Source organism: Brevibacillus sp. B_LB10_24 (genome assembly GCF_046036945.1).
GTDB lineage: Bacteria > Bacillota > Bacilli > Brevibacillales > Brevibacillaceae > Brevibacillus_C.
The window spans coordinates 17,885-31,057 of sequence record NZ_JBJQOQ010000010.1 but is presented as its reverse complement, the minus strand read 5'-3'; the positions used below and the strand labels follow the sequence as shown (position 1 = coordinate 31,057).

General features: G+C 53.9%; 16 protein-coding genes. 15 read left to right on the top strand and 1 reads right to left on the bottom strand.

Annotation, left to right across the window (positions count from 1 at the left end):
- Positions 1-26: 26 nt before the first annotated feature.
- From ACI7RC_RS11425 to ACI7RC_RS11400, 6 genes are all read left to right on the top strand, one after another.
- Positions 27-446, top strand: a complete 420-nt coding sequence (locus tag ACI7RC_RS11425; RefSeq protein ID WP_408108370.1) for a hypothetical protein — start codon at positions 27-29, stop codon at positions 444-446.
- Between the two features lie 245 nt (positions 447-691).
- The gene (locus ACI7RC_RS11420) at positions 692-1,210 is read left to right on the top strand and encodes a Rieske (2Fe-2S) protein (protein ID WP_408108369.1); all 519 of its coding nucleotides are present in this window, start codon (positions 692-694) and stop codon (positions 1,208-1,210) included.
- Between the two features lies 1 nt (position 1,211).
- A complete protein-coding gene (gene qcrB / locus ACI7RC_RS11415; protein ID WP_019122428.1) occupies positions 1,212-1,883 on the top strand; it encodes a menaquinol-cytochrome c reductase cytochrome b subunit in 672 nt (223 codons plus the stop codon).
- Between the two features lie 27 nt (positions 1,884-1,910).
- Positions 1,911-2,705 carry a menaquinol-cytochrome c reductase cytochrome b/c subunit gene (locus ACI7RC_RS11410; protein WP_408108368.1) on the top strand — a complete coding sequence of 265 codons (795 nt, stop codon included), beginning with the start codon at positions 1,911-1,913 and terminating at the stop codon, positions 2,703-2,705.
- 125 nt (positions 2,706-2,830) lie between these two features.
- Positions 2,831-3,430 (top strand): DUF1405 domain-containing protein, encoded by a 600-nt coding sequence (locus ACI7RC_RS11405; protein WP_408108367.1) that lies wholly within the window; start codon positions 2,831-2,833, stop codon positions 3,428-3,430.
- 48 nt (positions 3,431-3,478) lie between these two features.
- Entirely contained in the window at positions 3,479-4,300 is an 822-nt protein-coding gene (locus tag ACI7RC_RS11400) for a sporulation protein YpjB (RefSeq protein WP_408108366.1), read from the top strand.
- A 51-nt stretch (positions 4,301-4,351) separates the two neighbouring features.
- Here ACI7RC_RS11400 and ACI7RC_RS11395 read toward each other — a convergent pair whose 3' ends face one another.
- The gene (locus ACI7RC_RS11395; RefSeq protein WP_408108365.1) at positions 4,352-5,212 is read right to left on the bottom strand and encodes a YitT family protein; all 861 of its coding nucleotides are present in this window, start codon (positions 5,210-5,212) and stop codon (positions 4,352-4,354) included.
- Positions 5,213-5,364: 152 nt separating this feature from the next.
- Here ACI7RC_RS11395 and ACI7RC_RS11390 point away from each other — a divergent pair, with 152 nt between their 5' ends.
- From ACI7RC_RS11390 to panC, 9 genes are all read left to right on the top strand, one after another.
- A complete protein-coding gene (locus ACI7RC_RS11390) occupies positions 5,365-5,697 on the top strand; it encodes a nucleotide pyrophosphohydrolase (protein ID WP_408108364.1) in 333 nt (110 codons plus the stop codon).
- Positions 5,698-5,703: 6 nt separating this feature from the next.
- Positions 5,704-6,513 (top strand): 4-hydroxy-tetrahydrodipicolinate reductase, encoded by an 810-nt coding sequence (dapB, locus tag ACI7RC_RS11385; RefSeq protein WP_408108363.1) that lies wholly within the window; start codon positions 5,704-5,706, stop codon positions 6,511-6,513.
- 18 nt (positions 6,514-6,531) lie between these two features.
- Entirely contained in the window at positions 6,532-6,936 is a 405-nt protein-coding gene (locus ACI7RC_RS11380) for a methylglyoxal synthase (RefSeq protein WP_408108362.1), read from the top strand.
- 2 nt (positions 6,937-6,938) lie between these two features.
- Positions 6,939-7,634 (top strand): bacillithiol biosynthesis deacetylase BshB1, encoded by a 696-nt coding sequence (gene bshB1 / locus ACI7RC_RS11375; protein WP_408108361.1) that lies wholly within the window; start codon positions 6,939-6,941, stop codon positions 7,632-7,634.
- A 51-nt stretch (positions 7,635-7,685) separates the two neighbouring features.
- Positions 7,686-8,819 carry an N-acetyl-alpha-D-glucosaminyl L-malate synthase BshA gene (bshA, locus tag ACI7RC_RS11370; protein WP_408108360.1) on the top strand — a complete coding sequence of 378 codons (1,134 nt, stop codon included), beginning with the start codon at positions 7,686-7,688 and terminating at the stop codon, positions 8,817-8,819.
- A gap of 129 nt (positions 8,820-8,948) precedes the next feature.
- On the top strand, positions 8,949-10,196 hold the full coding sequence (locus ACI7RC_RS11365; protein ID WP_408108359.1) for a CCA tRNA nucleotidyltransferase: 1,248 nt from the start codon (positions 8,949-8,951) through the stop codon (positions 10,194-10,196).
- A complete protein-coding gene (locus ACI7RC_RS11360) occupies positions 10,162-11,130 on the top strand; it encodes a biotin--[acetyl-CoA-carboxylase] ligase (RefSeq protein ID WP_408108358.1) in 969 nt (322 codons plus the stop codon). Before ACI7RC_RS11365 ends, ACI7RC_RS11360 begins: the two co-directional genes overlap by 35 nt.
- 261 nt (positions 11,131-11,391) lie before the next feature.
- Entirely contained in the window at positions 11,392-12,252 is an 861-nt protein-coding gene (gene panB / locus ACI7RC_RS11355; RefSeq protein WP_408108357.1) for a 3-methyl-2-oxobutanoate hydroxymethyltransferase, read from the top strand.
- Positions 12,249-13,100: a pantoate--beta-alanine ligase gene (panC, locus tag ACI7RC_RS11350; protein ID WP_408108356.1), complete on the top strand. Its 852-nt coding sequence runs from the start codon at positions 12,249-12,251 to the stop codon at positions 13,098-13,100. The genes panB and panC overlap by 4 nt, the downstream gene beginning before the upstream one ends.
- The last annotated feature ends 73 nt before the right edge of the window (positions 13,101-13,173 follow it).

The window sequence follows — 13,173 nt, the reverse complement described above, 5'->3', positions numbered from 1 at the left end:
ATTCCCTGGGAAGGAGCCGGTTTTACATGCAGTGGTCAACGGAAGAATTACATAATTGGGAGGAGTTGCAGCCATATGTGGACACTGCACTGCTCCCTGTTTATTTGTACGGGGAGGGTGTATCGCTTCCTGAACACGTAAGACGCATGTCGTACCTGTCGCGGTTGGCGATCGCAGTGGAACAGCGGCTGCGAGGCCGGGTATTGCTGTTTCCGCTGTCGTACCAAATCGGCCGGGAAAAGGCTTGGACAGCTTTGCCGCCGGAATTTCCTTACGTCTTTTTGCTGCGCTTTTCAGGTCATGAGCTGGAGCTTGCTGATGATTCCGCGGGACAGAAAGCGAGAACGTTCCAAATCGGAACGGAGGAACTTGATTCCGAACTCCGATTTGACATCACAGTTGACGTGCTGCATCAAGAGATTGTAAATTCCTGGCAGGGTAAATAGAAAAATCCTCTCCGTCAAAAAAGCGATAGAGGTTCCTGTCGTTGGTTATACTACAGACATGCTGGAAACGTGTATTTTTGACAAAATCTCAACAATCTCATTTTCGCTTCCCTTTAAGCCCTTGACTTACCAATGGACATTCTTGACATCTAAAAAGTGGTTAGCTATTATTGGTTTGACCTAGTCTATGTATATGTATGTAGGAACATTCGTTGCGTAATTCTACAGGATAAGGAGGGAAAAGGATGAGCGAAAAACAGGAAATTTCCAGACGTACGTTCTTGAACTATGCTCTGATGGGCACTGGCGGTTTCCTAGCTGCAGGTATGATCACACCAATGATCCGGTTTGCGATTGACCCGGTGCTGAAAGCGGCTGGTGGAGGAGATAAAGTAGCGGTAGGAAGCGTAGATGAGTTTGGGCCTGAGCCAAAAAGCGTTTCATTCAAGGTGCATACAAAAGACGGCTGGTACGAAACGGAATCTACTTTGACTGCGTGGGTGACAAAGGACGCAAATGGAGAGATTTTGGCCCTGTCGCCGATATGCAAGCACTTGGGCTGTACCGTCAACTGGAATGGGAGCCCGGACTTTCCCAATGAGTACTTCTGCCCATGTCACTTCGGGCGCTACACGGCCAAGGGGGAGCACATCCTCGGGACACCGCCGATGGCATCGCTTGACGAGTATGAGACAGAGGTTAAAGACGGAAAACTGTACTTAGGTCAAATCATACCAAATCCTCGACCGGGGGTGAGCGGCTAAGATGATACAAAAAATGTATGACTGGGTAGACGAACGTCTCAATATCACTCCGATGTGGCGGGATCTGGCCGATCACGAGGTGCCTGAGCACGTAAACCCGGCTCACCATTTTTCTGCGTTTGTCTATTGTTTTGGTGGACTTACGTTTTTTATTACTGTTATTCAAATTCTGTCTGGAATGTTCTTGACGATGTACTACGTTCCGGACATCATCAACGCATATGAGTCTGTCAACTACCTGCAAAACCAGGTAGCATTCGGAACAATCGTACGCGGGATGCACCACTGGGGTGCCAGCCTCGTCATCGTGATGATGTTTTTGCACACGCTCCGCGTATTTTTCACCGGTTCTTACAAGAAGCCGCGTGAAATGAACTGGGTAGTCGGCATGCTGATCTTCTTCGTCATGCTCGGTTTGGGCTTCACCGGTTACCTGCTCCCTTGGGATAACAAAGCGTACTTCGCTACCAAGGTAGGGATGCAGATCGCGGACACGGTACCGATCATCGGGCCTTACGCCAAGACGCTGCTGCAAGGCGGATCGATCGTAGGGGCGCAAACGCTTGCACGTTTCTTTGCGATTCACGTCTTCTTCCTGCCGGCTGCGCTGTTGGCCTTGCTCGGCGGACACTTCATCATGATTCGTGCGCAGGGTATCTCCGGTCCACTATGATGTCTTCGACAATAAGGAGGAAATAGCATGGCAAAACATGACAAAGATGCTACCTTCGTCGGAGATTCGCGGATCCGGGCGAAGCGCATCCCAAATATTGCTCCATCTTACTCTGAGTACCCGGGAAAGTCGGAGCCGTTTTGGCCGAACTTTCTGCTCAAGGAGTGGATGGTGGCAGCCGTCTGTTTACTTGGATTTCTCGTACTTACTGTATCGGCAGCACCGGAGCTTACAGGGAAAGCAAACCCGAACAACACTTCCTTCATTCCGGTGCCTGACTGGTACTTCCTGTTCCTTTATCAAATGCTGAAATACCCTTGGGCAGCTGGTACTTGGGTCGTCCTCGGAACGGTGATTATTCCGGGTCTCGCCTTTGGCGCCTTGATTTTGGCTCCTTGGCTTGACAGAGGAAAAGAGCGCCGCGCGTTCCGCCGCCCGGTCGCTACCTGGATCATGCTGGTTACTCTCGTCGGGGTATTCTACCTGACCTGGGCTGCAAACGAAGAGCATGAGAAGAGCCTTGCGTCGAACGGTGGAGGCGGAGGCGGCGGAGCAGGCGCTCCTCCGGCGGCTGCTGCAGATCCCAACTTCAAGGCTGGAGAGCTGTGGGCTGCACAGCAAAACTGCCAAAACTGCCACGGTGTCAATATGGAAGGCAGTGCAGCTGCGCCTAATCTGCAAAAGGTTGGCGCTGAGCTGAATGCTGATCAGATTGCTGACATCATCAAGAACGGCAAAGACGGAAAAATGCCGCCTGGCATGTTCAAGGGCAGTGATGAAGAACTGACAAAACTTGCTGAGTACCTGGCAAGTCTAAAATAAGCTCGTACAATGAAAAAGCTGGCTGACACCTCGGTCAGCTTTTCACTTTCATAAGCTGTACCTGATTACGGCAACGGTCTTGACAAGTAGACGGCATAATGGATCATGTCTGAGAGACAATTGAGGTGAAGTGGATGTGGGAGTGGTTTTTGGGGATATTGGCAAAGAGATGGTTTCTCTGGATGCTATTTGTAATCAACCTGTTGGGAACGATCTACGGTTTTATCTGGTATGGTGACCAATTGGCGGATACAAAGCCCTTTTTGCGAATATTCGTTCCGGACAGTCCGACGGGGAGCGGTCTCTTTACGCTGGTTCTGCTGACGTATTTGCTGGGACGGCACATTCCAATCCTGGAAGCGTTGGCGGGTATTACGAATTTTAAGTATGGCGTGTGGGCCGTCAGCATCATCATTGCCGGTTGGTGCTTGGGAAATCAAGTTCACTGGCAGGATATCATGCTGCTTGTCTCCCACACCGGAATGGCTGTTGAGTCAGCGCTGTATGCCCGATTTTATAAATTGAGCTGGCTGCCGGTCGGATTCGCTGCGTTGTGGACATTAAATAATGACTTTATAGATTATCTGATGAACACCCACCCATGGCTCCCTGACGTACTTGTGCCGTACACGGGAATAATTGGTCTGTTCACCGTACTGCTCAGCTTTATCTCGATTACGTTGATATGGTATCTGAATGCGAAACAGCCTAGAATCGAGGTCTAATCTTGTCCTCCTCTCCATAGTCTGTACTATGGGAAAGGAGGTTTTTTTTTGCGAAAGAAGAGTACGAAAATCCTGATTTTATTGTGTTTGGCAGGATTTTTGCTTGCCTGGCCGATCAGTTACTTTTTCGCAAAGCTGGAGAAGCCGACAGAAGAAGCCAACCTCACCCAACTGGACCGCACGGCACAGGAATTCCTTTCGCTCACGATGAAAGGGGATTTGGATAACGCCCGCTTGCGGGTGATTCGACTGGCAGAGATGTTTCCCAGCAAGGCGATGCCGCTTGCGATCCGGATTGAAAGCTTAAACGCGGTGACGCAATCGATATTGGCTGCGAAAAAGGAGTTCGCTTCGCCGAAGCCAAGTGAGGAGGTGTTGATCTGGCACGCTACCCGGGTGCGGGTTACCATCGATGCGCTCCGCCATGCCAGTCAACCGATGTGGCGAACATACTTTGATTCCTATGCAGCGCAGATGCAGCACCTGATGCAATCGTCCGTAGAACGGGACATAGAATCTTTTCGACAGCAGTTTGAGGAGTATAAACGCCTCTTTTTGGTGATCCGGCCGGCTATGAGCGTGCAATTGAAGGAATCGCTGATGGAAAAGATAGATAACTCCTATGAGCTTCTGACCCGGGAGATTCGGAACGCGACGCCTGACTGGCAAATTGCCCGGGATGCGCTGCGCGAGCTGAACAGCTCGATGCAGGAGGCGTTTTTTGGCGAGGATAGAAGCGCGCTGGCGCGCTTTTCGTCGCCGAACTCCCCACTGCTTCTGATCCTCGCCGTCGCTGGAGTACTTACCATAACATTAGGTTATGTCGCCTGGAGAAAGTACCTCGCTGAGCAAGAGCGATTCGTTTCATGAGAAAAGACCCTGCCTATTATCGAGGCAGGGTCTCGCCGTGTATGTACGGTTCTAATCACGGAGCGGCTGTTTGTTCTCGTCAAGCGTGAATCCTTCACCCAGCACCTCGTGAACGTCGCTGACGATGACGAAGGCGTGCGGGTCTGCTTCTTTAATGATGTTTTTAATTTGCACGACTTCATTTCGTCCAACCACACAGTAGACGACTTCTTTTTCCGTGCCGGAATACGCTCCTTTTCCCGTGAGGATCGTCACGCCGCGGCCGAGTGACAGGATCTGCTGGGCGATCGTTCGCGGGTATTCCGAGATGATCGTCAGCGCTTTGCCGGAGGTCAGGCCGTCCTGGAAGAAGTCGACGACCCGCGCCGCGATAAACACGGCTACGAGCGTGTACATCGCGCTCTCGACGCTGAGGTAGACCAGGGAGGCGGCGATGACCAGCATGTCGCCTAAAAACAGAGTGCGGCCGATGCTGATTCCGTAGTATCGGTTGAGCATTCGGGCGATGATGTCAACCCCTCCGGTAGTCCCGCCGTACCGGAAGATGATCCCCAGACCGGCACCCACCGTCACCCCGGCATAGAGTGCCCCGAGCAGGGTATCGGAGAGGGCGTGATAGTGGAGCACGGCAGCGAACAGCGAGAGAAAGAGAGACAATGAGACGGTTCCGATCATGGTGTAGAGAAAAGCGGTTCGCCCCAGCACCTTCCAGCCGATGAAAAAGAGCGGAATATTCAGTGCGAAGTAAACGATCCCCTGATCAAACTGGGGGATCAGGAGTTTGATGATGATGCTGATCCCGGTAATGCCGCCTTCAGCAAGATGGTTGGGGATGTTGAAGGCGTTGATGCCGAATCCCATAATAGCCGTGCCCACAACGATGGCAATGATACTTTTTACCTTGACATTCATGATTGCGTCGCTCCTTGCATATGACTACCTCGCCATTATAATGAAGCTTTTTTGCCTTGTCCAATGTATGATACACTAAATGCGTGAAAGAATTTGGCAAAATGAGCTTAATTCCGTTACGATACTGGTAAGAAGGGTGAGTCGGTGCCAAGATGGAACAGAGAAAAACGCTGCAGCAGATCCAACAGGAAGTGGATGATTACATTTCGCAATTTAAAGAGGGCTACTTTTCGCCGCTGTCGATGATGGCCCGGATGACCGAGGAAGTCGGGGAGCTGGCGAGAGAAATCAACCACTACTACGGTGAAAAACCGAAAAAACAAGAGGAAGGCGAAAAGACGATCGAAGAAGAGCTGGGTGATGTATTCTTCATCGTTCTCTGCTTCGCCAATTCTCTGGGAATCAGCCTGGAAGAGGCCTTTGATCGCATTATGCACAAATTCTACACAAGAGATAAAGATCGCTGGACAAGGATAGAGGAGTAGATGAACATGGAACCAAAACAAACGATTAAGGTAGCCGTCGCCGGGGCGAAAGGCAGAATGGGTCAAGAAGTGGTAAAAATGCTGGGAAGCGACAGCGAGCTGTCATTCGTCGCAGCAATTGATTCCAAACTGGACGGAGTAGATGTCGGGGAAATCGTCGGCGGCAAACCGCTTGGTGTGCCGTTCGTCCGTTCGTTGGAATCTGCTTTGACTACATACAAACCTGATGTCTTAGTCGATTTTACCACACCTCAAACGGTTTGGGAAAACATGGAGATTGCCCTGCAGCACGGCGTCAGACCGGTTGTCGGCACGACGGGGCTTTCGCCGGAGCAGATTGAACTTCTGTCAAGGACCTGCCGTGAACGGGGGATCGGTGCGATCATCGCGCCCAATTTTGCCATTGGCGCGATCCTCTGCATGAAGTTTGCCGCTATGGCGGCGAAATACATGCCGCATGTTGAAATCATCGAGCTGCACCACGATCAAAAGCTGGATGCCCCAAGCGGTACCGCCATCAAGACGGCAGAGCTGATCGCCGAGGCGCGAAGGGAGCTGAGCCAGGGCCATCCGAATGAACACGAGTCGATTCCGGGAGCGCGCGGGGCGGAGTATCACGGTTTCCGCATCCACAGCGTGCGCCTGCCGGGCATGGTCGCCCATCAAGAGGTGCTCTTTGGTGCGACGGGCCAGACCCTGTCAATCCGCCATGACTCGATCAACCGGGAGTCCTTTATGCCCGGCGTCAACATGGCGATCAAGGCCGTGATGAACCTGGATCGGCTGGTGTACGGTTTGGAACATCTGTTAGATTAAAAACGGGGTGGGGAGACCATGAAGATTGCTTTAATTGCACATGACCGCAAAAAAGAAGAGATGATCCAGTTGGCCGTGGCGTACGAACCGATTTTGGCAGCCCATGAGCTGTACGCGACCGGCACGACCGGAACGAAAATAATGGAAAATACAAAGCTTAAGGTCACGCGCTTTCTTTCAGGTCCGCTTGGCGGCGATCAGCAGATCGGCGCCATGATCGCCCAAAACGAAATGGACCTGGTGATCTTTTTGCGTGATCCGCTGACGGCCCAGCCTCATGAGCCCGACATCATCGCCCTCCTGCGCTTGTGCGATGTGCACCAAATCCCTCTGGCCACCAACCTGGGGACAGCAGAGGTGCTGCTGAAAGAACTGCGGCGCGGAGGACTGGCTTGGCGCAATCTCGTTCACGAGGAGCGGTGAGGATGGAATTGGATATTTTAGCAGTGGGCGCACATCCTGACGATGTGGAGATCGGAGCTGCGGCCGCCTTGATCAAAGCGGCCAAACAGGGCAAACGCGTCGGCATCCTGGATTTGACGTACGCCGAGCTCTCCTCCAACGGCACGGTCGAGACCCGGCAGGAGGAAGCAGCCGCAGCCTCCCGGTTGATGGGGCTGCACGGACGCTATAATTTCGGCTTGCCTGACCGCGGCCTGGAGGCGGTTCGCGAAGAGGCGATCCGGCGGGTCGTCGATATCATCCGTCAGACCCGCCCCAAGACGGTGCTGGCGCCGTACTGGCAGGATCGTCACCCGGACCATGAAAGCGTCAGCCGCATCGTCAAAGAGGCGGTCTTTTCCGCAGGGGTCCGCAAGTATACGGGAAACGAACAGCTGGCAGCGCACCGGCCAGCCCATTTCTACTACTATTTTATCAACAATGTCAGCGTGCCCAGTTTTGTCGTTGACGTAAGCGATGTCTACCAGGAGAAGCTGGCGGTGCTGCGCTGTTATCAAAGCCAGTTTGAACGGGGCAAGGATGGCGTGGAAACGCCGCTCACCAACGGTTATCTGGAGCAAGTAGAGGCTCGTGAGCGCCAGCTGGGCTACCAGGCGGGAACATTGTTCGCCGAGGGATTTGTCAGCCCGAACCCGCCTGTACTGGCGTCCCTGGCATAATATAATAAACAGAAGAAAGCAAATAGGAGACAGGGGAGGCGCTTTTAACGCATGAACATCGGGATCACCTGTTACCCGTCGCTGGGCGGATCCGGGGTCGTCGCTACCGAACTGGGAAAGCTGCTCGCGGACCGGGGGCATACCGTTCATTTCATCACGTCCGGCATGCCGTTTCGCCTGGGCAATTACCAGCCGAATATTTTTTACCATGAAGTGGAGGTCAATCAGTACGACGTGTTCAAATATCCGCCGTACGATTTGACGCTGGCCAACCGCATGGCCCAGGTGGCCGTCAACGAGCAGCTGGATATCCTGCACGTCCACTACGCCGTCCCTCATGCGTTATGCGCCTATTTGGCAAAACAGATGGTGGGAGATTGGCTGAAGATCGTCACGACTCTGCACGGCACGGACATTACCGTGCTGGGTTACGATTCCAGCCTGCGGGAAATGATCCGGTTTGGGATTGAGAGAAGCGACCTGGTGACAGCAGTATCTGCGGATTTGATCGCGGAGACGAAGGAACTGCTGCAGGTAGAGAAGGAGATTGAGCTTGTCTACAACTTCGTAGACAAGCGACGCTACTTCCCCAAGGACGTCGCTTCTCACAAGCAGCGGTTTGCACCGAACGGGGAAAAGCTGCTGATGCACATTTCCAATTTTCGTCCGGTAAAACGGGTTTCCGACGTTATTGAGGTGTTTGATCGGGTCCGTAAGCAGGTTCCGGCCCGGCTGCTGCTCATCGGCGAAGGTCCCGAACAGGCGGCGATCCGGCAAATGGTGGAAGAGCGCGGACTAAAGCAGCTGGTCTGTTTTTTGGGAAAACAGGAAGACGTAGCGGAAGTGATTTCCCTGGCAGATGTGATGCTGCTGCCTTCGGAAAAAGAGAGCTTCGGCCTGGTCGCGCTGGAGGCGATGGCTTGCGGCGTTCCGGTTGTCGCGACGCGGACCGGGGGCATTCCGGAAGTCGTGACAGACGGAGTCTGCGGCTTTTTGACCGACATCGGCGACGTGGCTGCAATGGCCGAGCGGACGCTGCAATTGCTGCAGGATCATCAGCTCTACGAGGTATTTGCCCAGGCAAGCATCGAGCGTTCCAACGTGACGTTTTGCCACGATACAATCGCGAGTCAATACGAAGCGCTGTACCAGCGGCTGCTGTCGCCAAAGGAACTGGCCCGCTAGGATTTCACTTTGAATGCCTGCACCATTTTGGAGATGAAAATCAACAAGCCGATGACAATTTTATCCATGTCGAGATGCCTCCTGATGTTTGTTTCTGGATAAGCAGACGGTGAAAAGGGGATGAGTGTCATGATAAAAGAACAGGCTATGCAGGTGCTGCGCCGGCTGGAGGACGCGGGTTTCGAGGCTTTCTTCGTCGGCGGCTGTGTCCGCGATTGGCTTTTGGGCAGAACCGTACATGACATAGATATATGTACGAATGCCCATCCGAGCGACATCATGCAGCTTTTTCCCCGGCATTATCCGACGGGTTTGCAGCATGGAACCATTTCCGTCATGGAAGGTTCCGATATTTTTGAGGTGACGACGTACCGAACAGAAGGAAAGTATGACGATTACCGCAGGCCGAGCGAGGTTGCTTTCGTAACCGATATCCGTCAGGATTTGGCTCGCCGCGATTTTACCATCAATGCGATGGCGATGGACCTGAAGGGCCGGATCGTCGACCCGTTTGACGGACGCCGTGACTTGCGCGATCGAGTGATTCGGGCAGTCGGAGATGCCGATACGCGCTTTCAGGAGGACGCCCTAAGGTTGGTGCGGGCTGTCCGCTTTGCTGCCGCGCTGGGTTTTCAGATTGAAGCCAGTACGTACCAGGCATTGGGTAAACACGCTCCGCTGCTGAAGAGTATCGCCGTCGAGCGCATCCGCGACGAGCTGACGAAACTGGTCGACAGCAGCTTTCCGGACGAGGGATGCCGCTTGCTTGACGAGACGAATTTGTTAGGTAGTTTGCCCCGAATCGCCGAAGTCTTTCACTGCGGGAGAGAGGATGCGTGGCGCTTGCCCCGGCTTGGTTCTTTTTTGCAAAAATGGAGCCTGTTGTTCTATGCGGCCGGCCAAACGGATGAATCGGCACGGCAAGCAGCGGCTTCCCTGCGGATGTCCAAACGGGAGCGGGAGACGATCAAAGCATTTGTGTCCATTTTGCATGAGCTGTCCCCTGCCTGGGATCAGCCCCGTCCGATTGACTGGGGGAAGCTTCTGCTCCGCTATGGCTGGGACTTCTGTATGCAGGTAGATATGCTGCTGCAAGCGATCTGGTCCCGCCAAAATGACCGGGAGTCGACACGGACACTGATCGAGACGTACGAGAGCATGCCCGTCAAGTCGCTTGGCGAATTGGCCGTGACCGGAAGCGAACTGCAGCGGGCGCTCGGACGGGAGCCTGGCAGTTGGATTGGACGGGTGCTGCAGTCGCTGTATGAACAGACGGCGCTGCGCGGTTTGCCCAACACCTACCAGGCGTTGATTGAAGCGGCAAAGAAAGAGGTAGAGGCAGATGAAGATCAAGCAGGAGATATTAAAGGCGTTTAGAGACCAGCCTGGACAGTTTATATCCGGAGAACACCTCAGCCAGATTTGCCAATGCACCCGGACGGCGGTCTGGAAGCATATCGAAGAGCTTCGGCAGGAGGGGTACCAGTTCGAAGCCGTGCGCAAATCCGGCTACCGCCTGGTCTCCTCTCCCGACAGCGTCTCGATGGAGGAGATTCTCACAGGGATGAAGACAGAGCGAATCGGACAGTCTGTCATCACCTTTGAAACTGTCCGCTCTACCCAAATCATCGCCCATGAGACAGCAAACAGCGGCGCGGCTGAGGGGACACTGGTCGTCGCTGACCGGCAAGAGGGCGGAAGGGGGCGGCTTGGGCGTCCCTGGCATTCGCCTAAAGGGGCGGGTATCTGGATGAGCCTGATCATCCGCCCGGACATTCCCCTGCCGCGGGCGCCGCAGATGACGTTGTTGACCGCGGTTGCGATGGCGAAAGCAATTGAGCTGGAGGCAGGCATCAAGCCGCAAATCAAGTGGCCCAATGATATTTTTGTGGGTGGAAAAAAAGTCTGCGGGATTTTAACCGAGATGAATGCAGAAGCGGATCGGATCAACTACCTGGTGATCGGAATCGGGCTGAACGTCAACACCCAGCCGCAGGATATTCCGCCGGAATTGACCGAAATCGCCACCTCGCTTCGCATCGAGACGGGAATCAGCTTCAGGCGGGCTGCGTTGATCCAGGTTTTTTGCCAGCAGTTTGAGCGGATCTACGATCAGTATCTGGCTGAAGGCTTCGCCCAGGTCAAAGCGGAGTGGGAAGCGTATTCGATGTCGCTCGGCCGCGTTGTGACGGTTCGCACCCCCCACTATACGATCCAGGGAAAGGCGATTGGTCTGGGCACGGACGGTGTGCTGATCGTCGAGGATGCAGAGGGGAAGCAGCACAAAGTTTATTCGGCCGATGTAGAATAGACGTACAAATGTTCAGGCATTTTTGGTATACTGGGAGAAGCCATGGTCGTATTGAGAAATCAAACGGCACTTGGCGCACAATTTACTTGCACGACCACATTTTTAATAGGGTATCTGCTCAGAGCCGCAAGGACCGAGACAGAAGGACAAATGTACCTGGTACATGTATTTGGCATGGACAGCCTTCTCGCTTCTTTCGGGAGGGTTTTTCTTTGTTTTGGCCGTGGCTCATGGAACGGATAGGAAACGGGGGATAATGAAATGACTGAAAGAAAAGCGCCGGTGACGACCGCCTGGCTGCGTAAACAAAAGCAGGAAAAGCAACCGATCGCGATGATTACTGCATACGATTATCCAACGGCCAAGCTGGTTGAAGAAGCCGGCGCGGATATGATCCTTGTGGGAGATTCGCTTGGTATGGTCGTACTGGGATACGATTCGACGATTCCGGTTACGATGGCTGACATGATCCATCATACCAAGGCGGTTACCCGGGCCGTAAAACGGACTTTTGTCGTCGCTGACATGCCGTTTATGAGCTACCACGGCACGGTCGAGGAAGGCGTCAAGAATGCCGGCAGACTCATGCAGGAGGGGCTCGCCAAGGCGGTCAAAATCGAAGGCGGAAGCGAGCTTGCGCCGCTGGTGACTCGCTGCGTCCAGGCAGGGATCCCGGTCATGGGACACATCGGACTGACGCCGCAGTCGGTCCATCAGTTGGGCGGCTACAAGGTGCAGGGAAAAAACATCGCGGCTGCGACAAAGCTGCTCGAGGACGCCAAAGCTCTGGAAGCCGCGGGCGCTTTTGCGATCGTGCTGGAGTGCGTGCCGGAAGAGGTGGCGGCAAAGATCTCGGAGAGCATCGGAATCCCCACGATCGGTATCGGGGCCGGAGCGGGCTGCGACGGACAGGTGCTGGTGTTTCATGATGTCGTCTCCTACGCCTCGGAAATACAACCAAAATTTGTAAAAAAATACGTGGATATCGGCCGGTTGATCAAAGACGGGGTGGAGCGTTATGTATCCGAAGTAAAGAGCAGGGAATTCCCGACAGCCGATCACGTCTTTACCGCCTCTGAAGAAACCGTGGCAAAATTGTATGGAGAGGGAGCCAAAGAATGAAACAGATCAAGACGATACCAGAACTGAGACGGGAACTGCAATTGATCCGGCGGGAGGGAAAGAGCATCGGGCTGGTGCCGACGATGGGGTACCTGCATGCCGGGCATCTCAGTTTGGTCGAGGCGGCGCGGGAGGCATGCGACACGGTCGTCATGAGCATCTTTGTCAATCCGCTGCAGTTTGGGCCAAACGAGGATTTCGAGCGTTACCCGCGAGATCTGGCTCGTGACAGCCAGCTGGCAGAATTAGCCGGTGTCGATTTCCTGTTCACCCCTTCAGTAGAAGAGATGTATCCCCGGCCGATCCTGACCAAAGTCTCCGTCGGACAAGTCTCGGAACCGTTATGCGGACGAAATCGGCCGGGACATTTTGACGGGGTGGCTACGGTCGTAAGCAAACTGTTTCATCTCGTTTGGCCCGACAAGGCGTTTTTCGGGCAGAAGGATGCCCAGCAGCTTGCCGTGATTGAACAGATGGTGTTCGACCTGTCGATGCCGATCACGGTAGTCGGCTGCCCAATCATCAGAGAGGCAGACGGATTGGCACTAAGCTCCCGAAATGTCTATTTAAATCAGGAAGAACGCAGCCAGGCGACGGTGTTGTACCGCAGTCTGCAGGCCGCACAGCAAATGCTTCGCGACGGGGGAGCGTCGGTGGCGGATGTGCGTGATCTGGTCATCGAGATGATCAACGGGCAGCCGCTCGCCGAAATAGACTACGTAGAAGTGGTCAATTACCCGAGCCTGTCGCCCGCCGAAGAACTGCGGCCCGGACAGCGGATCTGCATCGCTGTCGCCGTTCGGTTCGGGCGGACCAGATTGATCGACAACGTTATCACCGTTATCTAAACGACGCTGATAGCATCGCACCAGCGATCAGACTGAATAGAGCCACTCCTCTTGTGAGACAATGAAACTAGCA